14 protein-coding genes are annotated in these 23373 nt (G+C 73.9%); 3 read left to right on the top strand and 11 right to left on the bottom strand.

Going from position 1 to position 23373, the window contains the following annotated elements; all coding sequences use genetic code 11:
• Positions 1-9: 9 nt before the first annotated feature.
• The 3 genes from fusA to ACZ6KO_RS05405 all read right to left on the bottom strand — a co-directional run bounded on the left by fusA (position 10) and on the right by ACZ6KO_RS05405 (position 4023).
• On the bottom strand, positions 10-2148 hold the full coding sequence (gene fusA / locus ACZ6KO_RS05415; protein ID WP_469300260.1) for an elongation factor G: 2139 nt from the start codon (positions 2146-2148) through the stop codon (positions 10-12).
• Between the two features lie 415 nt (positions 2149-2563).
• Positions 2564-3289: a DUF4360 domain-containing protein gene (locus ACZ6KO_RS05410; protein ID WP_469300258.1), complete on the bottom strand. Its 726-nt coding sequence runs from the start codon at positions 3287-3289 to the stop codon at positions 2564-2566.
• An 89-nt stretch (positions 3290-3378) separates the two neighbouring features.
• Positions 3379-4023 carry a DUF4360 domain-containing protein gene (locus ACZ6KO_RS05405; protein ID WP_469300256.1) on the bottom strand — a complete coding sequence of 215 codons (645 nt, stop codon included), beginning with the start codon at positions 4021-4023 and terminating at the stop codon, positions 3379-3381.
• A 329-nt stretch (positions 4024-4352) separates the two neighbouring features.
• Here ACZ6KO_RS05405 and ACZ6KO_RS05400 point away from each other — a divergent pair, with 329 nt between their 5' ends.
• Positions 4353-4703: a hypothetical protein gene (locus tag ACZ6KO_RS05400; RefSeq protein ID WP_469300253.1), complete on the top strand. Its 351-nt coding sequence runs from the start codon at positions 4353-4355 to the stop codon at positions 4701-4703.
• Here the strand turns inward: ACZ6KO_RS05400 and ACZ6KO_RS05395 are convergent.
• The 3 genes from ACZ6KO_RS05395 to ACZ6KO_RS05385 form a co-directional block, all read right to left on the bottom strand.
• Positions 4693-6759 carry a SpoIIE family protein phosphatase gene (locus tag ACZ6KO_RS05395; RefSeq protein WP_469300250.1) on the bottom strand — a complete coding sequence of 689 codons (2067 nt, stop codon included), beginning with the start codon at positions 6757-6759 and terminating at the stop codon, positions 4693-4695. The two genes, ACZ6KO_RS05400 and ACZ6KO_RS05395, sit on opposite strands and share 11 nt — an antisense overlap.
• 101 nt (positions 6760-6860) lie before the next feature.
• Positions 6861-8138: an Nramp family divalent metal transporter gene (locus ACZ6KO_RS05390; RefSeq protein ID WP_469300248.1), complete on the bottom strand. Its 1278-nt coding sequence runs from the start codon at positions 8136-8138 to the stop codon at positions 6861-6863.
• Between the two features lie 615 nt (positions 8139-8753).
• The gene (locus ACZ6KO_RS05385) at positions 8754-9845 is read right to left on the bottom strand and encodes an amidase domain-containing protein (RefSeq protein ID WP_469300243.1); all 1092 of its coding nucleotides are present in this window, start codon (positions 9843-9845) and stop codon (positions 8754-8756) included.
• A gap of 425 nt (positions 9846-10270) precedes the next feature.
• Between ACZ6KO_RS05385 and ACZ6KO_RS05380 the strand changes: the two genes are divergently transcribed.
• Positions 10271-12268 carry a transglycosylase domain-containing protein gene (locus ACZ6KO_RS05380; RefSeq protein ID WP_469300240.1) on the top strand — a complete coding sequence of 666 codons (1998 nt, stop codon included), beginning with the start codon at positions 10271-10273 and terminating at the stop codon, positions 12266-12268.
• 22 nt (positions 12269-12290) lie between these two features.
• On the opposite strand, the gene ACZ6KO_RS05375 is transcribed toward ACZ6KO_RS05380, so the two are convergent.
• A complete protein-coding gene (locus tag ACZ6KO_RS05375; RefSeq protein ID WP_469300238.1) occupies positions 12291-13553 on the bottom strand; it encodes a polysaccharide deacetylase family protein in 1263 nt (420 codons plus the stop codon).
• Positions 13554-13864: 311 nt separating this feature from the next.
• Positions 13865-14713 carry a CAP domain-containing protein gene (locus ACZ6KO_RS05370; RefSeq protein WP_469300236.1) on the bottom strand — a complete coding sequence of 283 codons (849 nt, stop codon included), beginning with the start codon at positions 14711-14713 and terminating at the stop codon, positions 13865-13867.
• Positions 14714-15299: 586 nt separating this feature from the next.
• On the opposite strand from ACZ6KO_RS05370, the gene ACZ6KO_RS05365 reads away from it, so the two are divergent.
• A complete protein-coding gene (locus tag ACZ6KO_RS05365; protein WP_469301560.1) occupies positions 15300-16073 on the top strand; it encodes an NPP1 family protein in 774 nt (257 codons plus the stop codon).
• 34 nt (positions 16074-16107) lie between these two features.
• On the opposite strand, the gene ACZ6KO_RS05360 is transcribed toward ACZ6KO_RS05365, so the two are convergent.
• The 3 genes from ACZ6KO_RS05360 to ACZ6KO_RS05350 are packed head-to-tail and all read right to left on the bottom strand — an operon-like array spanning position 16108 to position 23260.
• The gene (locus ACZ6KO_RS05360; protein WP_469300234.1) at positions 16108-17061 is read right to left on the bottom strand and encodes an ABC transporter ATP-binding protein; all 954 of its coding nucleotides are present in this window, start codon (positions 17059-17061) and stop codon (positions 16108-16110) included.
• On the bottom strand, positions 17058-19940 hold the full coding sequence (locus ACZ6KO_RS05355) for a hypothetical protein (RefSeq protein WP_469300231.1): 2883 nt from the start codon (positions 19938-19940) through the stop codon (positions 17058-17060). Before ACZ6KO_RS05355 ends, ACZ6KO_RS05360 begins: the two co-directional genes overlap by 4 nt.
• Entirely contained in the window at positions 19937-23260 is a 3324-nt protein-coding gene (locus ACZ6KO_RS05350) for an FtsX-like permease family protein (protein WP_469300228.1), read from the bottom strand. Before ACZ6KO_RS05350 ends, ACZ6KO_RS05355 begins: the two co-directional genes overlap by 4 nt.
• Positions 23261-23373 lie beyond the last annotated feature (113 nt).

Below are 23373 nucleotides of genomic sequence, written 5' to 3'. Positions count from 1 at the left end.
CGACCGGCGTCAGCCGGAGCGCACGTCGGCGCCGACCGCCGCCGGCACGGGAGCGTAGCCGGTGGGCCGGGAGGTGAACGTGCCCCGGCCCTGGGTCCGGCCGCGCAGCCGGGAGGCGTACCCGAACAGCTCGGCCAGCGGCACGGACGCCGTGATCACCGTGGTCCCGGTCCGCGTGGCCGACGAGCCCGTGACCCGGCCGCGCCGTGCCGCGAGGTCGCCGAGGACGCCGCCGACGGCCTCGTCGGGGACGGTGACGACGACCTCGGCCACCGGTTCCAGCAGCTCCATCACGCTGGCGCGCAGGGCTTCGCGCAGCGCGAAGCGGCCCGCCGCCCGGAACGCCATCTCCGAGGAGTCCTTGGGGTGCGTGGCCCCGTCGGTCAGGGTGACGCGCAGCCCCGTCACCGGGTGACCGCCGAGGGGGCCCTCGGCGAGCGCGTCCCGGCAGCCGGCCTCCACCGCGCGGACGTACTCCTGCGGTACCCGGCCGCCGACGACGACGGACCGGAAGCCGAAGGAGCCGCCGGCGCCCGCGGCGTCGGCGCCGGTGCCCGTGCCCGCGACCGTGGCCACGCCCGTGCCGGCACCTTCGCCGGAGGCTTCCATCGCCTCCACGTCGATGACGACATGGGCGAACTGACCCGCGCCGCCGTCCTGCTTGACGTGCCGGTACACCAGCCCGGACACCCCGCGCACCACCGTCTCCCGGTAGGTCACGCGCGGGCGGCCGACGCCGACCTCCATCCCGTGGTCGCGGCGGATCTTCTCCACCGCCACCTCCAGGTGCAGCTCGCCCATCCCCGACAGCACGGTCTGCCCGGTCTCCCGGTCGGTGCGCACCACCAGCGACGGGTCCTCCTCGACCAGCCGGGCCAGCGCCGCCGACAGCCGGCCGGTGTCGGCCCCGGTGCGCGCCTCGACCGCCACGGACACCACCGGTGCGGCCACCGTGGGCGGTTCGAGGACCAGCGGGGCCTGCGGCGCGCACAGCGTGGCGCCCGCGCGGGCCCCCTTGAGCCCGACGACGGCGACGATGTCCCCGGCCACGGCCCGGTCCACCTCGGCGTGGCGGTCGGCCTGCACGCGCAGGATCCGGCCGATCCGCTCGGTGCGGCCGGCTCCGGCGTCGAGCACGGTGTCCCCCTTCCGCAGCGTTCCCGAGTAGACCCGCAGGCAGGTCAGCCGTCCCGTGGCCGTCGCGTTCACCTTGAAGGCGAGCGCGGCGAACGGCGCCGCCGGGTCGGCGGCCCGCTCCTGCTCCCGCTCGCCGAGCGTGCCCCGTACGGGCGGCATGTCGGCGGGCGAGGGCAGGTAGGCCGTGACGGCGTCCAGCAGCGGCTCGACGCCGCGGTTGCGGTAGGCCGTTCCGCACAGCACGACCACGCCCTCCCCGGTGCGGGTCAGCTCGCGCAGGGCGGCCGCCAGCGTCGCCGGGGACAGCGCCGAGGTGGCGCAGTACTCGTCCAGGGCGGCCGGGTGCAGCTCGGCCACCTGCTCCTCCAGCATCCTGCGACGCGCCTGTGCCTCCTCCCGCAGGGCGTCGGGCACCGGACCCTCCGTGCCCGTGTCCTCGCCGGCGGCCCAGACCAGGGCGCGCATGCGCACCAGGTCCACGACGCCCGTGAAGCCGTCCTCGCGCCCGATGGGCAGCTGGACCACGAGCGGAACCACGTGGAGGCGGTCCCGGAGGGAGGCCACGGCCAGGTCGAGGTCGGCGCCGACGCGGTCCATCTTGTTGACGAACGCGATGCGCGGGACGCCGTGGCGGTCGGCCTGCCGCCACACCGACTCGCTCTGCGGTTCGACGCCCGCGACGGCGTCGAACACCGCGACGGCGCCGTCGAGCACGCGCAGCGAACGCTCGACCTCGTCGGCGAAGTCGACGTGTCCCGGGGTGTCGATCAGGTTGATCCGGTGCTCGTTCCAGGTACAGCTGACCGCCGCCGCGAAGATGGTGATGCCGCGGTCGCGTTCCTGGGCGTCGAAGTCGGTCACCGTCGTGCCCCGGTGGACCTCGCCGCGTTTGTGGATGGCGCCGGTGGCGTAGAGGACCCGTTCGGTGAGGGTGGTCTTGCCGGCGTCGACGTGGGCGAGGATGCCGAGGTTGCGGACGGCGGTGATGTCGGTGTTCAGGTGGGTGCGCACGGCCCGAGGCCTTTCTGAGTGCTCGTGTATCAGGGCGGCGCGATGTCCCGACGGCGTACGGCGGCGGGGCGGGTGCCCCGGGGCGTGACCGGCCCCGCCCGGCACGCGGCCGGGGCAGGGGCCGGCCACGCCGGGCCGGACAGGGAAGCGGATCCCGCGGTGAGCGGATCCGGAGCAGGTGGATCTGATGCGTGGACGTCAGGTCCTGCTGCCGTCGTCGGGTGGTCCGGTGACGGCCGCGCAGCGGTCACCGGGAAGGCGAGGACACCAGGATCACGTCGTACCGCGACCGGGGAACGAGGACAGTGCTGTGGTGACGCATGGCCTTGGCTCCCCTCGCTCGACATCATGGGCGCCACCGCCGGTCGGCGGCGCGCAGAACCGAGTGTAGGGACCGCGTCCGGAGCCGGTACAGCTATTTATCCGCACGCGGGGTGTCGTGGCGCGGGGTGTCGTGGCGCGGGGCGTCGTGGCGCGGGGTGGGGCACCGCTGCCAGGCGAGGTGGTAGAGCGTACTGACGCTCGCGTCCGTGGAGTCCATCGCCATGAAGCTCGTGGCGGTCTGCGGGTTGGACGTGCCCGCGTGCACGCGCAATTCGGTATTGATGTTGAAGTTGCGCCTTTCTCCGCAGGGCGCCCAGACCAGATCGGCGTACTCCGTCCTGTCGGTCGCCTGCCAGTTGTCGTTGAAGGGACCGTTGAACTGGTGGGTGCGCTGGGAGGTCTGCGGCATTCCCTGGAAGTAGTAGTTCGCCCTTTCCTGACCCCATGCGCCGGGCTGGAGGAAGGCGAATCCGCGGTAGTCGGCCTGGACGATGGCGTAGGTGAATCCCGAGGGGACGTGCACGCGCAGATTGAGCTGGCAGTTCTTGCGGAAGGCGGTCGGCGGGGCGCCGGGACCGACCTGGGCGAGGTACTCGCTGTAGGTGACCGTGAAGGCGGTGTTGTCCGGCGCGACGGCGACCTCCGCGGTGCCCTCGCGGCAGCCGGAGCCGTTCACCGTGGCGAGTTCGATCACGATCTTGTCGGGGGGTGCGGTGATCGGCGGGGTGGGGCCGGCCGCTCCGGCCGGGGTCGCCGTGGCGAGCAGGAGGGCGGCCGCGCCGCCGGTGAGCAGGGTACGGGACAGGGAAGGTGACATCGTTGTCGCTCCTGACCGGGTATGGGGCCTCGCGGTGCTCGGCAGTGCTCGGGCGGTGTTCGGCGGTGCTCGGCGGTGCTCACGCCGCGTCAGACCCCGGGGCACTCCCGCCAGGCGAAGTGGTAGACCGTGCTCACGCTGCCGTCCGTGGAGTCCATGCTCATGAAGCTCAGGGCCTGGGGGTTCGACGTCCCGGCGTACACGCGCAGTTCGGTGTTGACGTTGAGGTTGCGCTCCTCGCCGCAGGGCGCCCACACGAGGTCGGTGTACTCGGTCTGGTCGCTCGCCTGCCAGTTGTCCGTGTAGGGCCCGTTGAACTGGTGGGTGGTGCGGGCCGTCTGGGCCATGCCCTGGAAGTAGTAGTTCGCGCGCTCCTGGCCGAACGCCCCGCGCTGGAGGTGCGCGAAGCCGCGGTAGTCGGCCCGGGCGATGGCGTACGTGAACCCCTGGGGTACGTGGACGCGCAGGGCGAGCTGGCAGTTCTTGCGGAACTCGGTGCCTCCGGCGCCGGCCCCCGCCTGGGCGAGGTAGTCGCTGTAGGTGACGGTGAAGGAGGTGTTGTCGGAGGCGGCGGCGACGTGCGCGGTCCCCTGCGGACACCCCGATCCGTTGACGCCGACGACGTCGACGGTGATTCTTCCGGGCGGTGTGTGCACGGTGTTCGCCTGGGCGGGGAGGGCCAGGGCCGATAACACGGCCGCCGCCGCGCCGACGGCCAGGCTGCGGAAGAGCATTCTCGTTTCTCCATTCGTCCGGGACCGGTTTCCGAGTCGAATGCGACAGGGACAGGGACAGGTGCGGGGCAGGGAAACGGGCATGGCGCAGGCTTAGTCATGGACATGCCATTTCCTTGCCGTGGCCCATGTCAGCACAGCGGCGGCGCCCCGGTAAGGACCCGATACGGACACGCGCGACATTGACCGGAACCGGGCCTTCCTGTGCCGCGGCCGCGGCGCCCCGCGACCGCCCTCATCCGGTCGGCCGAGCAGCGGATGCCGCGCCGGTCCCGCCGGGGGAAGCTGTGCGCAACGACAGCCGCCACCGCACAGACGAGGACCGCGCCATGTCCCTCAGCCGGCGTATCAGCGTCATCTCCGGGGCCGCAGCACTGCTGCTGACCGCCACCGCGTGTTCCGGCCTCGGCCGGAACACGGTCGGCATGCTCACCTTCCGCGCCCACGGCTCACCGATCGAGCTGAGCTACACCAACACCCCGGTCACGGGCTGCCACAAGATCCGCCTCCCGCACGGCGCCGCCCACGTCGAGAACAACACCCTCGTCGACATCGTCCTGTACCGGACCCCGAACTGCCAGAAGACGGACAAGGCCGACGGCATCTACGTCGCCACGACCCTCTCGAACGTGACGGCCCCCGACAGCCTGCCCTGGCGCAGCTTCAGCGTCATCCACTGAGGCGGGCGACGAGCAGGGCGATGTCGTCGTCCGCCGAGGCCGGGACCAGATGGGTGACCAGCGAGTCGCACAAGTGGTCCAGCGAATGCTGGGGTTCGGTCAGCAGCCGGGTCAGTTCGGTGAGGCGCTCGTCGATGTCCCGGCCGCGCGCCTCGACCAGGCCGTCGGTGTACAGGACCAGGATGCTGCCGGGCGGCAGGGTGAGATCGGTGGTCGTGAACGTGGTGCCGCCGACGCCCAGCGGGGTGCCGGGCGGCAGGTCGAGGATGGCGACGGTGCCGTCGGGCGTCACGGTCACCGGCGGCGGGTGCCCGGCGCGGGTGATGCGGCAGTGGCCGGTGTGCGGGTCGACCACGGCGTAGAGGAACGTGGCGATCATCGGGTCGGCGAGGTCGTCCAGGGCCGCCTCCAGCTGGTGCAGCAGGTCCTCGGGGGCCAGGTCGAGCCGGGCGAGGGCGCGCACGCTGGCCGAGAGCCGTCCCATGACCGCCGCGGCCGCGATGCCGTGGCCCATGACGTCCCCGATGAGCAGGGCGGCCTTGCCCCCGGGGAGCTGGAGCACGTCGTACCAGTCGCCGCCGATCTCGTTGACGTCGCTCGCGGGCAGGTAGCGGTGGGCCACCTCGATGCCCTGGGGCGGGGTGATGTGCTGCGGCAGCATGCTGCGCTGGAGGATGACGGCGGTCTCGTGCTCGCGGTGGTACAGCCGGGCGTTGTCGATGCTGACGGCGGCGCGGGCGGCGAGTTCGCCGGCGAGCGTGACGTCCTCCGGCCCGAAGGGCGCCGTGGTGCGGGTGCGGTAGAAGGTGGCGAGGCCGAGGACGAGGTCGCGCGCGACGAGCGGGACCATCATGAAGGAGTGCACCCCGGCGGTCAGGATCTGTGCGGGCCGGGAGGTGTGGCGGGTGGCCGAGGCGATGGCCTGTTCGTCGAGGCGGGCGATCAGGAAGGGGCGCCGGGCGGTGAGCGCCACGGTGTAGGGGGCGGCGACCGGGAAGGTGAGCGTCCTGCCCAGGGGGGCGAGGATGCCGAGGACGGCGGAACCGGCCAGCGGGGCCTTGCCCAGGCGGCGCAGGGCGACGCCGCCGGCCAGCCCCAGGCCGGGCTCGTTGCCCTGGGCGAGGGCGTCCAGGACGTCGACGGTCGCGGCGTCGGCGAGCTGCGGCACGGCGAGGTCAGCCAGCTCCTGCGCGGTGCGCTCCAGCTCCAGGCTGGCGCCGATGCGGGCGCTGGCCTCACTGAGGAGCGCGAGCCTGCGGCGGCCCGCCTCGGCATCGGTGTGGTCGCGCTGCTGTTCGGTGATGTCGAGCAGGGAGGCGATCACTCCGATCGGGCGGTCACCGGGGTCCTCCACGCGGACGTACGAGCAGGACCACACGCGGTCGTGCGCGGGGTCGGCGGGCGTCCGGCCGGTGCGGCGGCGGTCCAGGACCGGCTCCCCGGTGGCCAGGACCTGCCGCATCGCGTCCTCCATCTCCTCCGCGTTGACCTCCGGCAGCAGGTCCGCCAGGCGCCGTCCCACATGGGCGGATTCCGGCAGGCCGTTCATCGCCTCCAGGGCCGGGTTGACCTGGAGGAACCGCAGCTGCGTGTCGAGGATGGCGATCCCGACGGGCGAGCGGGCGAACAGCCCGTCCCAGACGGCGGACGAGCCCCGGATACGGCGTGCCGCGTGGGCGTCGGCGGCGAAGACCAGGACCGCGGAGGCACCCTGGCGGCGGCTGGGCACCGGGCAGGCCCAGATCTCCAGCTCGCGGGGGTTGCCGTCCTGGTGCCAGGCGGTCACCGTGCCCATCACGCCGCGCCCGGCGGCCGCGGTCTCCCACAGGGACCGGCCGAGGCTGCGGTCGGCGCCGGGATGCAGGAGGTCGGAGATGTGCCGGCCGACGATCTGCGGCGGGGCGTACCCCAGCAGCTCCTGCGCCGCGCGGTTCCAGCGCACGATGGTCCCGTCGGCACTGGTGGCCACCTGCGCCACGGTCAGGGAGCCCAGCCAGCCGCCGGCGTCCTGGGCGGCGCCGCTGATCAGTTCCTCGATCGGGATCGGCTCGTCCATCCGGCACCCTCCACACCTCCCATGGTCGCCCAGCCGGCCCCCCGCCGCTCCCCGGCACGCCGCCGCACCGGCCACCGGCCGTCACCGGCCGTCGCCGGCCGTCACCAGGGCAGCTCCCGTACCTGCTGGACGCACAGGACCACGAACAGCAGCCCGGCGGACGCCAGCATCCCGTTGCTCAGCGGGCCGTTGCGCCACGCGGCCGGGGTGCGCGCGGAATTGAGCAGCCACAGCAGGGTGAGGGCCAGGAACGGCATGAAGAAGGCGCCGATCACCCCGTACCCGACGACCAGGGCGAAGGGCTGGTCGAGGAAGAGCAGGCTGATGGGCGGGAAGGTGAGCCAGAGCAGGTAGGCGCGGAAGGGCAGGGACTTCTCGCGGCTCGTGCCGGCGGGGGTGAGGGAGGGGCGGTACTTCGTCACGAAGTCGGCGAACATCAGGCTCACCCCGTGCCAGACGCCGATCAGGGAGGTGAAGGAGGTGGCGAAGAACCCGACGAGGAAGAGTTTGGCGGTGGCCGTCCCGTAGCGGTCCGCCAGGATGCCGGAGAGGTCGAGCAGACCGCGGTCGCCCTTGGCGATCGCCACTCCCGAGGAGTGCAGCAGTTCGGCGCCGACGAACAGCATGGCCACGACGAAGACCCCGGTGGTGAGGTAGGCGACCCGGTTGTCCAGCCGCATCACCTTCATCCAGCCCGCGTCCGTCCAGCCCTTGGCGTTGACCCAGTAGCCGTAGGCGGCCAGCGTGATGGTGCCGCCGACCCCGCCGATCAGGCCCAGCGTGTAGACGAGCGATCCGTCGGGGAGGACGGGCGCGAGGCCGGCGAGCGCGGAGCCGAGGTTCGGGGCGACCCGGACCGCGAGGTAGACGGTGACCACGAACATCACGCCGACCAGCACCGTCATGACCTTCTCGAAGACCGCGTAGCGGTTGAACCAGACGAAGACCAGCCCCACCAGGGCGCACAGCACCGCCCAGACCTTCAGGTCGAGGGTGTCCGGGAAGAGCGCGGCGAGCGGAAGGGCGCTGGAGGACATCGCGGCGGCGCCGTAGACGAAGCCCCAGACGACGACGTACCCGGCGAAGTAGACCGTGGTCCACGGACCCAGGCTGCGCCAGCCGTCGAAGAGGGTGCGCCCGGTGGCGAGGTGCCAGCGGCCGGCGGCCTCGGCGAGCGAGATCTTGACGAGGCAGCCGATCACGGCGGCCCACAGCAGGGTGTAGCCGAACTTGGCGCCCGCGATGAGTGTGGCCACGAGGTCCCCGGCGCCGACGCCGGTCGCGGCGACGACGATCCCGGGGCCGATGTGCCGCCAATGGGCCCTGCGCGGCCGGGGGTTCTCGCTCTCGCCCGTGTCGATCCGGGTGGATTCCGCCATGCGTGGCCGCCTTCCCCTGCGCCGAAACCGTGTCCTCGTCACCCAAGCCTGTGCGGGCAGGGGCGGGAAAGCCGGGATCGCGCCAGTGTGCGGGGCCGGCCGGTCGCCGCCCGCCCGTCACCGGTCGGCAGGTCGGCGCGTCAGCTCGTCAGCTCGCGTACGTCCAGGGGCATCCGCCACGCCTGGCGCCTGCGTACGGCGTCCAGGTCGGCCTGGAGGGGGCCAGGCAGTACCGCGCCACCGAGGGGCGCAGCGCACGCAGCAGCGGCGCGCGGCTGCCGGTGCCGGAACCGTTCGCCCCCACCACGACCCGTCCTCGCACCGTCCTGCCTCTCTCACCCGACGCCGCCGCCCTGCCGTGGCACCCCCTGGAACCACGGCAGGGCCCCGCCATTCTGGTCGCCCGCGGGGGCCGCCGTACCCGTCCTTGACGCGTCCCTGCCGCCCGGAGGCCCCTTCTTGACGTCGTCCTGACGCCTGCCGGTCGCCGCACGTCGGGAGCCCGCCAGGAGCCCGTCAGGGGCGCGTCAGGGCCGGACGGCGGGGCCGGGAACGCGGACGGGCCCCCTCCGCCGGCCGGGACCGCGCCGGTGGAAGGGGCCCGAGGGGCAACCGTCAGGTGCGGTACGCGAAGAAGCGCGCGTTCGGGTTGGACGCGATGATGCTCGCGAGCGACTTACGGTACGTGTTGGTGGAGTGGTACGTGAGGTACGGCATCCCCGCCCTGCTGCGGTAGGTCACCATCATGGAGTGGTCCTTGGACCCGTCCTTGTTGAAGTCCACCTGCAGGACGTCACCGATGTCCATCTGGTACACGTTCGCGAGGTTCGTGGCCTTCTGGTTGGACAGGGTGAACCACGCCCACTCGTTCACGCCGACCCAGGACTGGCTCTGGCCCTTGGCACTGTCGTACCACCAGTTGCGGTAGTCCGTGGAGGAGCCCGGCTGCTGCTTCCAGCCGCCCTCCTTCAGGGCCTGGCTGATGAAGTTGGTGCAGTCGCCGCCGGCGCCGTTGAACTTCCGGTACGCCGGGTTGTACTTGCTCCAGTACTTCTCCGCGTACTTCGCCATGGCGTTGTAGTCGTACGCGCCGCCGGTCAGCACCTTGGGCTTCGACGCCGGGGCGGGGTACTTCGTGGCGGCGGGCGTGCCGTCCGGGTACTGGTTGCCGTCGTCCTTGATGACGTTCGCCTTGGCGGCGACCGGCTCGTTGACGGCGACCGGGCCGGCCTCCTGGGACTTGATCGAGTTGAGCTCCCAGCCACCGCCCTTCTTGCTGCTGAGCGTGAGCTCGTAACGTGTCCGGAAATCGGTGTTCTCGGGCTCGTCCCCGCGCAGCTTCTTGTAGGTGAGCGTGGTGTGCTCGGTGACCTGCACGGTCGCCTTGCCCCCCGTGACCTTGGCGCGGTCCACCGAGACGCGGGTGTCGGCGCCGGTGTAGGCCTCGCCGAGCTCCGCCAGCAGCGTCTTGCGGGAGCGCAGCGACTCGACCGCCGCCTCCTGCTCCTGCTTCAGCTGGGCCGAGAGGCGCGTCTTGGAGTTGGCCCGGCCGGAGCCGTGCCGGACCGACTGGCCGTCCACCAGCGCCTGGGTGCGCTGGGAGAGGACCTCGTCGGCTATGTGGGCAAAGGCGTCGGCGGTGGCGCGGTCCGCGTCACGGGGCCCGGAGGCCGCGGAAGCGGAGTAGGCGAACAGGCTGCCGGTCACGACGGCCACGGTCAGGGCCCCAATGGCGGCGGGCCTGAACCTTCTAGGTATCACTGTGTATCCCCTTGTCACCCGGTATCACACGAACCGGGGGACGGAATCTTCGCACAACTCCGGCGCTGTCTTGTTCCGTTCCTTGCAGGGCGGTCGGACCGGTTCCGGAACCGGTGGTCGGCGCGGCTCCGGACGGTCCGCCCGGAGCCGCGCGGGCCGGGTCCGGCCGCCGCTGGGGCCTCACAGACAATGCCTCTAGGGTGTGGGAAAGCACGGCAGAGGGAGCAAACGGAGTGGGCAGGCGGGAACCGGTCGGAAGAGGCAGACCGCGCGGCAGGCGTGCCAAGCCTGCGGCACGCCGGGGGGTTTGGCGGGGCACAGGCCGGCTCGCCGGCGTACGCGCCCGAATACTTGACCGGATACGTGCCGGTGTGCCCGATTCCCTCGCCCCGGCCCTCGCCACCGCGCGGACGTGGCTGCGGCGCCTGCGCCCCGCGTACCCCCGGCCCGGCCGGGCCGGCTGGCGCCGGTGGGTCCCGTCGGCGCGCCAGTGGCTGGGTGCCTGTCTGTACGCGTTCCTCGCCCTGACGGGCTTCGTCGGGATCGCGTACGCCGTCACGGACATACCCGACGATCTCAACTCCTTCGCCCGCCAGCAGGACAACGTCTACTACTGGGCCGACGGTTCCACGATGGCGCGGACGGGCTGGGTCAGCCGGCAGGAGATGCCGCTGGAGAAGGTGCCCCCGAAGGTCCGGGGCGCCGTGCTCGCGGCGGAGAACGCCAGCTTCTACTCGGACCCCGGGGTCTCCCCCACCGGCGTGCTGCGCGCCGTGAAGGCGGCGGCGACCGGCGGTGAGACCCAGGGCGGGTCCACCATCACCCAGCAGTACGTCAAGAACGCCTACCTGAACCAGGACCGCACCCTCAGCCGCAAGTTCACCGAGCTCCTGCTCGCCATCAAGCTGGACAACCGCGCCTCCAAGGACCAGATCCTCCAGGACTACCTCAACACCAGCTGGTTCGGGCGCGGCACCTACGGCATCCAGCGCGCGTCCCAGGCGTACTACGGCAAGGACGTCTCCCAGCTCAACCCGAGCGAGGGCGCCTTCCTGGCCTCCCTCCTCAAGGGCGCCGGACTCTACGACCCGGCCCTGAGCAAGGAGAACCGGGCGCGGGCCGTCGAACGCTGGAACTGGATCCTGGACCGGATGGTCGTGACCGGGCACCTCTCGGCCGCCGAACGCGCCACGTACACGGCGTTCCCGGAGCCCTCGGGCATGAACCTGGTGGGCATCCCGGGCGCGCAGAACGGCTATCTGGTGGAGATGGCCAAGGCGTACGCGGTCAAGGCCGGCCGCATCAAGGAGTCGGAGTTCGACCTCGGCGGCTACCAGGTCTACACCACGTTCGACAAGGACCGGATGGCCGCGCTGACCGCCGCGGTCCAGGAGGCCCAGAAGGACTTCGACGCCGAGAAGCGGCCCGACACCGACAAGCACGCGAAGATCGGCGCGGCGAGCGTGGCGCCCGACGGGCGGCTGCTGGCCGTGTACGGCGGCCCCGACTACCTCAAGCAGGGCTTCAACGAGGCGAACGCGACGACGATCCCGGCCGGCTCGGTGTTCACGCCGCTCGTGTACGCCGCCGCGCTCGAGGAAGGGGTGCTGCGCACGCGCGGCAAGCCCCGTACGCCCGTGGCGCCCACCACCGTCTACGACGGCAACGACCAGGTGACCGTGCAGACGCCGGAGGGACCGTACTGGGACCGCAGCGGCAAGGTGGTCAAGGGACGCAACGAGGGGGGCCGCAACTGGGGTCAGGTCACCCTGCGCCAGGCCGTGGCCGACTCCGTCAACACCCCGATGCTCCAGCTCGGCCTCGACGTGGGCCTCGACCGCGTGGAGGTGTTCGCGGAGCGCTCGGGGCTGCTCTCCTCCAGCCTGGGGCCGCGGATCCCCACGTTCGCGCTCGGGGAGAACTCCATGCCCAGCGCGATCCGGATGGCCGGCGCCTACCAGACGTTCGCCGCGGACGGGATGCACACCGATCCGTATTCGGTGCGTTCGGTCACGCGCGCGGGCGCCCAGGTGCCGATCACCGCGCCGAAGCCGACGCGGGCGATGTCGGACAAGACGGCGCGCACGGTGACGGACGCGCTGCGGGCCTCGGTCACCGAGGGCTCGGCGAAGGCGGTGAGCAAGGCCCATCCGGGCGCGGCGGGCAAGACCGGGACGACCGCCGCGAACACGGCGGGCTGGTTCGTGGCCGGCACCGAGAAGGAGATCACGGCGGTGGTGGTGTACCGGATGGCGCTGACCGACCTGGTTCCGCTGCCGCTGACGGGGCTGGGCGGCGACGCCCCGAACACCCCCGCGAGCGCGCGGGCGGTGTCCCTGTGGGGCGACTACATCAAGGCGGTGAAGTAGCGGGCCGCGGCGCCGTGGCCCGCTACTTGACGAGCGCCTTCCAGTCCGGCGCCTGGGCCGGGTCGAGCATGCGCAGCTGGGCCAGGACCTTCGGGTCCTGGGCGTCCAGCCAGTCCGCCAGCTCCCGGAAGGACACGCAGCGCACGTCCTGGCGCGGGCAGACGTTCCTCATGACGTCCTCGATGGCCTTCATGTAGATGCCACCGTTCCAGTCCTCGAAGTGGTTGCCGATGAACATGGGGGCCCGGCTGCCGTTGTAGACGCGGTTGAAGCCGTTCATGTACGACATCCGGGTCTGCTCCTGCCACCCGGCGTACTTCGACGGGTCGCCCTTGGTGCTGTCACCGGACTGGTTGTAGAGGAAGTTGAAGTCCATGGAGAGGACCTGGAGCTCCTTGCCCTGCAGGGGGACGAGCTGGAGGGGGAAGTTCCACATGCCGTCCCGCTTGGACGGCCACATCTGGAAGTCCCCGGACGAGCTCGCGTCGTAGCGCCAGCCGTAGTCCTTGATCGCCGTCATGAGGTTCTTCTGGCCCTCCAGGCAGGGCGCACGGCCGCCGACGATCTCCCGGTCGGGGTCGAAGGGGAAGGGCGCCTCCTTGGTGAAGCCGGTGTTGGTCTTCCAGTTCTTGATGAAGGCGTACGTCTGGTCGATCTCGCTCTTCCACTCCTCGACCGACCAGTCACCGCCCCCCTTGGGGCCGCAGAAATGCCCGTTGAAGTGCGACCCGATCTCATGACCGTCGGTCCAGGCGCCGCGCAGCTGGCCGATCGTGGACTTCACGTGCGGGACGGTCGGGTAGGAGATGGCGGCCGCGCCCTGGCCGTGCTGCGGCGGCCGGTAGAGCGACTTCTTGTCCTCCGGCAGCAGGTAGATGCCGGTGAGGAAGAAGGTCATGTGGGCCTTGGACTCCCGGGCCACCTTGCGGAAGTGGGAGAAGAGGCGGTCGTCGCTCTCCAGGGCGCCGTCCCAGGAGAAGACGACGAACTGCGGCGGCTGCTCGCCGGGCTTCAGGCGCTCGGGCTTGAGCTGGCCCGGCTGCGGGCCGGAGTAGGAGGTGGAGCCGTCACCGAGCACCTCGACCTTGCCGTCCCAGTTCGGCTTCGGTCCCTTGCCCGCGCCGGGCTTGCCGGCGGCCGCGCCGCCCGCCGCCGTGGAGGCTCCGAGCCGGGCGTCGTCCTGCGCCTGCGACGAGCCCCCGAAGGTGAAGACGTAGGCGGTGGTGGCGGCCGCGCCGACGGCGACCACGGCGACGCCGGCGCCCAGGCGCTTGCGGTTCTGCACCTTCCTGCGGGCCTTGCGGGCAGCGCGGGACTGCGTCCGTGCGCCCGCAGCACCCTCGGCGCCCCCGGCGCTCGTGACGTCCCCTGCGCCCGTGACGTCCCCCGTGACGTCCCCTGCGCCGCCTGTTCCCGCCATCGCGGTCGTACCCCCCTGATCACCGCAGCAGGGCCGCGCGTGGATGGTTCGTACGAATATAGAACTTGTCGGCACAGCTTCCGCACCCCGGGCACCGGATTCACGCCGGTTCACAGCCGGCTCACAGCCCGGGGGCGGACTCCGCGAGGGGGCGCCGCTGCACGCGGCCGGTGGGATCAGCGGGCCGCGGCGAAGGCCTGCGTCCAGTAGGAGTTCGGCTGGGCGAGGCCGACGCCGATCTCCTTGAACGAGCAGTTGAGGATGTTCTGGCGGTGGCCGGGGCTGTTCATCCAGCCGGTCATGACCTGCTCGGGGGAGCTGTAGCCGTACGCGACGTTCTCGCCGTAGGTCGTCCAGGTGTAGCCGGCGCGGGTGATGCGCTGGCCCGGGTCCGAGCCGTCGGAGCCGGTGTGGGACATGGAGGAGTGCGCGGCCATGTCCTGGCTGTGGCCCAGCGCGGCGGCCGTCAGCTTGGCGTTGATGGTGAGCGCCGAGCAGCCTGCCTTGGCGCGCTCCTTGTTCACGAGGGCGACGACCTCGGCGGCGGGGCCGGAGGCCGGGGCGGCCGGCGGCTGCGTGACGACCGGGGGCGCGGGCCGGGCCGGGGCCGGCCTGGCGGGCCGGTCCGCCGTGGGCGGCTTGGCCTCCGTGGGCGGCTTGGCCTCCGTGGGCGGCTTGGCCGCGGGGGCGGCCGGCCGCGTCTCCTGCGGAGCCGGGGCGTCCTGTCCGGCGGGCTCGGCCGGCGCGGAGGGGGTCGCCGGCGCGCCCGGCGCGGTGGGCTCGCCCGGCGCCGTCGGCGTGGCGGTCGCGTCCGGCGTCTGCGCGTCACCCGCGACGCTCAGGAGGGACGCGGCGGGGAAGGGGGCGCTGTGGGTGGGGCGTACGCGCTGCCGGTCGGCCTGCGCGGCGCCGGACCCCTGGGTGTCCCAGCAGGCCATGGCGGCCGTGGGTATGCCGACCACGCCGAGGGTGACGGCGGCGATCGTCATTTTCTTGTACGGCGTCTTCTTGCGGTGCTTGTGCATGCGTGACCTCACGTGGTTTCTGCGATGCGTCCTGCGCCTTCGGCTGCGGGAGCACCGGGCGCGCCGCCATTCTTAGAAAGCCCGGAACGGGCTCGCAAGTTTCCCCGGGGAGCTGTGCGGCGGCGCCGCGCACCGGGCTTGAAATGGGCGGACGGACGTGCTGACCGTGTGTGCGGCGGCTTGCCGGGGAGAGTCGACGGTCCCTCAGAAGCGCCTGTGACGTGGTACGCCGTGCGGATCGTCCGTTTCCCCGGGACACCCATTCCGTAAGAGTGGGGAATGTCGATTGGATGGGGACAAATCACAACATGTCCGTGAGGCCTGGGCGGACGTGATGCTTCCGTGACCCGCCGACCGGCCGTGATGCATGTCACTGTTTCGCGCGGGAACCGCGCCGCGCGGGACGGGCGGGGCGATCCGTACATCGGACCGGATGCCGGGCCGCGCGTCGGGCCGTACGCCGGGCCGCGCGTCGCGCCGCGCTTCGCGACCGGGTGGCGCGGCGCACGGGCCACTTCAACTCCTCCTGGAATTCACCTCGTTGAAGTTGTCATGCCCCTTGTCGCGCTGTCGTCGTTCCCGAATGATGCTCCCGGTGACCCCTCATCGCATCCGGAGATCGTCCGCCGTCGTCTGCGCCGCCCTCGCCCTGGTGGTCGCCCTCCCCCAGACGGCCTTCGCGGCTCCTCCCCCGGCGCTCCCCGCGAACGCCGAGGCCATGGAGTCGACGTTCCAGCCGGCGTACGACTACGACACGGACGGCTGCTATCCCACGCCCGCCATCGGACCGACCGGAGTCCTCAACGGCGGCCTCAAGCCCAGTGGCGCCCTCAACGGGAGCTGCCGGGACGCCTCGGACCTCGCCAACACCAACGGCTACTCCCGCGCCACCTGCAACAACGGCTGGTGCGCCGTGATGTACGCGCTGTACTTCGAGAAGGACCAGGCCGTCCCGGGCATAGGCCTCGGCGGCCACCGCCACGACTGGGAACACGTGGTGGTGTGGATCCAGGGCGGCGAGGCGAAGTACGTCGCCACCTCCGCCCACGGGAACTTCGTCGTCCACGCCCGCGACCGGATCCGCTGGGACGGCACCCACCCCAAGATCGTCTACCACAAGGACGGCGCGAGCACGCACTGCTTCCGCGCGGCGAACACCAACGACGAACCGCCCGAGAACCACCGCGGCACCTGGCAGTTCCCCGCGCTCGTGGGCTGGTCGGGTTTCCCGGCGACGCTCCGGGACAAGCTCAGCCAGGCCGATTTCGGCAGCGCGCACTTCGGCCTGAAGGACGGTGCCTTCGCCTCCCACCTGGCCAAGGCCAAACCGGCGGGCATCCCCTTCGACCCCTACCGGTAGGGCCGGTCCGGCGGACAGGCCCCAGCCGCGGACCCTAGCCGCGGTCCGGGCGGAGCTCGATGTGGTCCGCGGCCAGGTCCACCGCCACACGGTGCTCCATGCCCAGCGCCTGGAGGAACTTCGGGGGCAGCTGGACGCGCCCGGAGCGGTCCAGGACGACGTACTCGCGCTCGCTGACCGTTTCCCCGCCGTGTTCGTCGGTGACCAGGCGGCGCAGCACCTCGCTGCTGGTGCGGCCGTCGCGGATGGCCACCGTGCGGCGGACCTCGCCCGCCACCATGGGGTCGTGCGTCACGATGACCACCGTGACGCCGAGCTCCTTGTTCACCGTACGGAAGGTCTCGAAGACCGACGCGGCCGTCTCCGAGTCCAGTTCGCCGGTCGGTTCGTCGGCCAGCAGCACCTTGGGGTCGTTCGCCATCGCCACCGCGATCGCGACGCGCTGCTGCTGGCCGCCGGACAGCTGCGCGGGACGCCGGTGCGCGAGGTCGCCGATGCCGAGGGCGTCCAGCACCTCCGTGACCCGGGCGGCGCGGCGGGCTCCCGCGCCGCGCCGGGAGCCGCCCTTCAGCTGCATCGGCAGGGCGACGTTCTGGGCCGCCGTCAGGAAGGGCAGCAGGTTGCGGGCCGTCTGCTGGTAGACGAACCCGACCGCCTCGCGCCGGTAGCGCAGCCGGTCCCGCGCCGACAGGTCCAGCAGGTCGTAGCCGGCGACCGCCGCGCTGCCGGCCGTCGGGACGTCCAGGCCCGCCAGGATGTTCAGGAGGGTGGACTTGCCGCTGCCCGAGGCGCCGACGAGGGCCACCAGGTCGCCCTCGTCGACCGTCAGCTCCAGCCCCTGGAGGGCCTGCACCTCGATGCCGTCCGCGCTGAAGATCCGGACCAGGCGGTCGCAGACGATGGCGGCGTCCCTCCCCGGGGTGCGGGGCCGCGCGGCGGCCGTGGCCCGGCGGCGCAGCTCCTCGTACGTCGGCTGGTCGCTGTTCAACGCTGGTCTCCCGCTCTCAACTCGGTGGTGATCTGCCGTCGCCCGGATGTCGCCGCCTCGACGAGCACGGCCACGGCGACCAGGGCGGCCAGGCCCAGGGCCAGGCTCAGGACGGGCCCGGCCGTCAGCGTCACACCGGTCGGTACGCGCGCCCCGACCAGCGCGGACAGGTCGATCGCCGGGCCCAGGAGCGCGACGGCGCACGCCGCGGTCAGGGCGCCGCCCAGCACCGCGGCCAGGGTCTGCGGCAGGGTCTCGGCGAGGATCAGCGCGACGCCCTGCCGGCGGCGCAGGCCCATGGTGCGCAGCCGGGCCAGCAGCGCCGCGCGTTCGGGCACGGTCCGCATCAGCGTCAGCAGGACGGCCAGCAGCGCGAAGCCGGCCGCCGCGGCCACCGAGGCCCAGAACAGGCGCTGCGCCGAGCGCTGCAGCGGATCGTCGCCCAGTCCGGCGACCACCTCGGCGCTGGTGCGCACCGGATACACCTCGTCGGCGGGCCCCCCGCCGGGCGCCGGACCCTGACCGGCGGCGGCAGCGGCGGCGGGTGACGGAGCCGGGGCCGGCCCCGGGGAGGCGGTCGAAGCCGGCGGGAGCGCGGCCCGCACGAGCGCCCGCAGCCGCTCCCCGCCGGGCGAACCGAGCGCGAACCAGCGGTTGGGGCGGTCGGTGCCGCCGACGGCCGCCGTCGCGGGGCCGGCCGGCAGGACGACGACCGCGGCGTCCGGAGCCGGGTGGGCCGGGGTGCAGTCGATCACGCCGGCGGCCCGGGTCCGCAGCTCACCGCCGTTGCCGGGCCGCAGCACGTACGTCCCCCCGGCGGCCTGCCGGGCCAGGCCCGCGCTGAACAGCGCCGGCACCGGGGCCTGGTCGGATCCCGCGCCGCCCGCGGCCAGCACGGCGGGGTCGAAGGAGCCGCAGCCGAGGGTGCGGGACAGCTCGGCGTACCCGGCCGGCTCGGCGACGACCACGGTGACCTGGGTGGGGCTCTGGGCGGCGCCGACGACGGTGGAGTCGTCGTCGATCCACAGCGGCACCGATGTCCGTACGCCCGGCAGCGCGCCCGCGGCCTTCGCCAGCCCCTCCGGGAGCGGCGCGTTCCCGTACGTCGTGATCGCCGCGTCGCCCCCGACCGTCAGCCGGGCCACGCCCAGCCGGGACGCGTCCACCGAGTGCAGCACGGCGGCCCCGAACCCCCCGGTGGTGAGGGCGAGGAGCAGGGCGGCCATCGGCAGGACGGAGGGACCGGCCCCGCCCCGGGCGGGCGACCCGGCGCCGCGCGAGCCCGGGCCGCGGGCGGCCCGCGCCAGTCCGAGGAAGCCGACCAGTCCGGAGCGGCGGCCCGCCGCGCGGGCGAGCCAGCCGGTGACCACCGGCTGGATCCGGGCCAGCAGCAGCCCCCCGCACAGCGCCAGCAGCAGCGGGGCCGCGACGAGCAGCGGATCCGGGTCGCTGCCGGCGGGTGCCACCCCGCGGCGGCGGACCTCCAGGACCGCGGCGGCCGTGGCGAGCAGCACGAGCAGCTCGGCCAGGGGCCGGCGCCACCGCGCGACCGGGCGCGGCGGGGTCAGCAGGACGACCGCCCGGACCGGGAAGGCCAGCAGGGCGAGCAGGGCGACGGCCGCGGCGGACAGCAGCGTGGGGGCGAGCCGCGGCGTGGGCAGCAGCAGGACGGCGAGCGCCGTCGCGGCCGCGGCCGCCGGGAGCACCGTGACGGCGCCCTCCCCCAGGAGCCGGCCGACGATGCCGGCGCGCGAGCCGCCGCGGGCCAGCAGCAGCCGCAGCTCGGCTTCCCGGCGGTCCCCGGCGAGCGCGCCGGCCAGGCACAGCACGACGAAGGCGACCCCGGCGACGCCGGCGGGTCCGATCGCGGCGAGCGGTGCCGCGGCCCGGATGCGGGCCCGGGCCTGCTCGAGCCGTTCGGGCAGCCACGAGGTGGTGTGCAGCTGGCGGAGGGTCTCGCGGGAGAGCGTGGCGGCGGCGGGCCCGCCGACGTACGAGGCGATGTCCCGCGCCGTGGCGTCGAGCCGGTCGGCCCGCAGCCGGCCGACGTCCACCGGGAGCCGCCAGAAGTCCTCGGCGGTCTGCCCCCAGGTGTCCAGCCGGCCGAGGTCACCGGCCCCGATCAGGGCGTCGACGTCCCAGGAGAGGTTCTCGCCCTGGTAGAACTCGCAGGCGCGGGCCAGGCAGCCCAGCTCGTCCCGCCAGAAGTCCTCGCCCTCGTCGTGGACCGAGAAGAGGCCGACGACCTCGACGGACGGCGTACCGTCGACCACGGACCTGCCGGCGAGGACGGATCCCACGCGGGCGCCGAGGGTCTGGGCGGCCCGCTGCGAGAGGACGACCTGGATCGGCGTGCCGTAGGGGGGCGCGTCGGGGGCGACGGTGGGAGTGTCGCTCGGCCAGCGGCCCTCCACCAGGGTGGTGTGCACCCGCGCCTGCCGGACGTACAGCAGGGACAGCCGGGGCGGGAAGCCGGACGGGCGGGACAGCTCCGGGTTCGTCAGCGGCTGCCGCTTGGTGTTGCGCGTGCCGTGGACCACCGTGCCGGAGTCGACGTGGAAGCTGCCGCCGGTCCGGGCGAGCAGGCTCCGCAGCGTGCTGTCCAGGAGTTCGGTGCTCTCCCCGTTCTTCGGTGTCGGGGCGGTCACCAGCAGGCTGGTCCGGCTCGTGCCGCTGCTCTCCAGGAAGGACCGCAGGGCCTGGTCGGCGCCCCGGTCCTGGGCCCGCGGCAGGGCCGCGGCCAGCACCACGGCGACGAACGCCAGCGCGGCGCCGAGCAGGGTGCCCAGCGGTGCCGCGCGCAGCCGGGTCCGCACCCACGGCGCGGGCCGCGCGGCGGCGGTGGGCCGCGGCGGGGCGGCGGGCGGCGGGGTGGTCACATCTCCTCCACGGGACGCAGCCGGCCGGCGATGTCACGGCCACGCGGACCGCTGAGCACGGCCGACAGCAGGGGTACGGCGACGATGGCGGCGGCCGTCAGCAGGGTCGGCCAGAACGGCATGTCCACCCGTACCGGCGGGAACGGCCGGCCCCCGGCGGGTGTCAGCACGACCAGGGGGGCCAGCAGGTGGACGAGCGCGACCCCGAGCCCGGTGCCGACCGCGGTCCCGATGGCGATCAGTACGCCGCCCTCGGCGGCGGACGCCAGGGCGAGGGACCGGCGCGGGGTGCCGAGCGCGAGCAGGACCGAGAACTCCCGGCCGCGTACGCGCCGTTCGGCGGCGGTGGAGGTGGCGAAGCCGATGGCCGCCAGCACGGCACAGGCGGCGGCGAGGGCGGCCAGCGCGCTCTGCGGGCCGGCGGTCAGGGGGTCGTCGAGCAGGCGGGCGGTGACCTCCTCGCGCAGCTGGACACGCTCGGTCCTGGCCCCCGCGCGCAGTTCGGCCGCGGCGCGGGCCGGGGCCGGGTCGGCGGCCGAGGCGGCGGGCAGCCACCACTCGGTGGGCGGGGCCGCCTGCTGGCCGGCCGTCTCCAGCAGGAACCGGCCGAGGGCGCGCAGGTCGACGGCGAGCCCGGTCCGGCCGACGACGGGAAGGGCGTCCACGGCTGCGGTGATCCTCACGGGCACGGTCGCGCCGTCCAGCGCGACGGGAACGGTCGCGCCCACCGAGGCGCCCAGGGACCGCAGGTAGTCGGTGGTGGCGACGGCCGGGAGGGCCTCGGCGAGCGGCGTGGCGGGCGCCGGGAACAGCACGGTGTTGACGCCCTTCTCGGTGCCCTGTCCGCCGAAGAAGCGCATCCGCAGCACGTCGGTGGAACCGGCCGGTACGGGGGCCGGCTCGGGTGCCCGCAGCGACCGCGGGCCCTGCGGCGGCGACCAGCGCCACCCCCCGCTGGCCGCGGAGCCGGGCGTGCCGCCCGACGCGGAGCCGGGCGCGGAGGTGGGCGGTGCCGTGGTGGCTTCGCCGTGGGGGGTGGGGGAGGCGGCGATCCGGCGGACGGTCAGTTCGCTGCCGTCGCCCGGCGGGCCGCCGTCGCCGCCGTACGACAGGCGGATCCCCGCGAGCGTCAGCGGGGCCGCGGCCGAGCCGACCGGGGCGCCGGTCAGCGCGTCCAGGGAGAAGGGGAGGGTGGCGTCGCCGGCGGTGGGCAGGGTGGCCGAGGGCGTGGCGTACGTCGCGCCGAACCGGTCGCGCAGCAGCAGGCTCACGGCCGCCCAGCTCGTCCCGGCGGACCGTACGGTGACGTCGAGGTCGATCCGGCGGGGCGAGCCGGGCAGGGGGACGCCCGGGCCCGCTGCGGCGGCACCCGCGCCGCCCGCGGCCAGCGGGCCGAACAGCTCCCGCATCCCCCGCCCGCCGCGCAGGTCCGCGCGCAGCGGCACCCGTTCGTCCATCAGGGCGGCGTCCAGGGCGACGAGGTCGGAGGACTTCCCGTCGGGCAGGTTGTGCTGACGGCGGGCCACCGGGATCAGCCGGTCGCCGCCGGGCAGGGCACCGTATCGGCCGCCCTGGCCCATCGGGGACATGCTGCTGGCGGAGATCCGCAGGCCGCCCGAGGTGGCGAAGCCGGCCTGGTCGCACTGGGACGCGGACCAGGCGGTGTGCTGGCCGAGGGCCAGGGTGCCGCTGGAGACGGCGAGGACGAGGAGCAGGACGGGCCCGGTGGCCCGGCCGGGCCGGCGGGCGAGCTGCCAGCCGAACAGGGCCGGCGCCAGGCTCCGGCCGCGGGCCGCCAGCCGTCCCCCGGCCCGCGCCGCGAACGGCAGCAGCCGCAGGACCAGCAGCGTGCCCCCGCACAGGGCCAGCGCCGGCGCGGCGACGAGCACCGGGTCGACGCCGAGCCCGCCGCCGCCGGCGGTGCCGGGCGTGGGGGCGTCCGTGCCGGCGTACCGCGCGAGGCGCTGGTAGCCGAGGACGGCGAGGGCCAGCACCGCCAGGTCCAGGCCGGAGCGGGCGGCGCCCGTCACCAGGGCCTGCCTGCGCCCGACGCGGCGCAGTACGGCGGCGGACGCCCCGCGCAGGAGGGAGGGCAGGGTCGTCAGCAGCACGCAGGCCAGGGCGCAGCCGGCCGCGACCGGCCAGACGAGCCAGGTGTCCGGGATCGCCGGCCGGGCCTGCCCGAGCGGCCCGAACCGGCCGGCCAGGCGCAGCAGGGGCGGGGTGAGCAGGGGTGCCAGGACCGCCGCGGGCAGCGCGAGCAGCAGCGATTCGGCCGCGGTCAGCGCGCCGAGGCGACGGCGCGAGGCGCCGCGCGCGGTGAGCAGGACGCGTTCCGGTTCCTGGCGGACGGTCAGGATGTGGGAGACGAGGAGCAGGGCGGCGCCCGCGAGGACGGCGAGCTGGAGCGCACCCATCAGCAGGGTGGACCGGGCGACGAGGAGGCCGGATTCCGACTCGGCCAGCAGCCGGGGCAGTTCGGTGGCGGCCCGGAGCGAGGTGGTGCGCTCCAGGGCGGCGCCCGCGGGGGCCGCCCTGGTCCGCACGGCCCCGGCCTCGGCGGTGCCGATCGTGCGCAGGTCCGGAGTCAGCAGGGTGAGGCGGTAGTTCTGCAGCAGCCCGCCCGCCGTGAAGGCGCTGTCGTCCACCAGGAGCGGGCCGTACGTGGCGAAGGTGCCGGCCTGGACCTCACGGCCGCCGAGCGGGTCGAGGCGCCAGTACCCGGCGTCCGGGTCGGTGGCCCGGTAGACGCCGGTGACCTGGACGGTCAGTTCGGGTCCGCCGAACCGGTCGGCCAGCCGGACCGGGGCGGGCAGCGCGGACCCGTCCAGGCCGAGCCGGGCGAGCGCCGCGCGCGGCACGGCCACCTGGAGCGGCGCGGCGGGGGCGCCGGATCCGGGCCCGGCCGTGACCGGGGCGGGCCACTGGCCGGCGAGCAGTTCCGCGTGGTCGCGGCCGAGTGCGGCGAGCAGGGTGAGGTCGGCGTCGCGGCCCGAGGCGGCGCCGCCCGGCAGTCCGTACGAACGGCTGTGCGCCACGCTCTGGAAAGCCACCGGGAGCCGCCCGAAGACCTGGTCCGCGTAGGTCCGCACGGCCGCGTCGTCCTTGGCGCGGTCGGCGGCGGGACGGCCGCTGGTGATCACGACGGTGGTCCGGGGCTGTTCCGGCCCGGTCAGGGCCCGCCGGAGTCCCTCCTCCCCCACACCGCGGGCGAACGCCGTCAGCGCGGTCAGGGTGGTCGCGGTGATCAGTACGGTGAACAGCATGGCGACGGCGAGCGGCCATCGCCCGCGCAGTCGGCGCACGACGAAGCCGAGCACGTTCTGTTTTCCTCCCCCGTCCGGGACTCTCGGTACCGGATAGCGGACGATGCTGTCAGATTCGCGCCATGGACGGAAGGGGCTTGCGCGATTGCTGCCACAGATGCGCAAAT

It is taken from the genome of Streptomyces sp. NPDC042102, assembly GCF_055582305.1.
Note: the sequence above shows the minus strand (reverse complement) of the source record. Positions and strands in the feature narration are given on the sequence as shown.

Excerpts from the sequence above, each read along its gene's own strand:
- ACZ6KO_RS05410 (WP_469300258.1), bottom strand. The coding sequence starts at position 3,289 with ATGTCACCTTCCCTGTCCCGTACCCTGCTCACCGGCGGCGCGGCCGCC.
- ACZ6KO_RS05405 (WP_469300256.1), bottom strand. The coding sequence starts at position 4,023 with ATGCTCTTCCGCAGCCTGGCCGTCGGCGCGGCGGCGGCCGTGTTATCG.
- ACZ6KO_RS05400 (WP_469300253.1), top strand. The coding sequence starts at position 4,353 with ATGTCCCTCAGCCGGCGTATCAGCGTCATCTCCGGGGCCGCAGCACTG.
- ACZ6KO_RS05395 (WP_469300250.1), bottom strand. The coding sequence starts at position 6,759 with ATGGACGAGCCGATCCCGATCGAGGAACTGATCAGCGGCGCCGCCCAG.
- ACZ6KO_RS05390 (WP_469300248.1), bottom strand. The coding sequence starts at position 8,138 with ATGGCGGAATCCACCCGGATCGACACGGGCGAGAGCGAGAACCCCCGG.
- ACZ6KO_RS05370 (WP_469300236.1), bottom strand. The coding sequence starts at position 14,713 with ATGCACAAGCACCGCAAGAAGACGCCGTACAAGAAAATGACGATCGCC.
- ACZ6KO_RS05365 (WP_469301560.1), top strand. The coding sequence starts at position 15,300 with ATGCTCCCGGTGACCCCTCATCGCATCCGGAGATCGTCCGCCGTCGTC.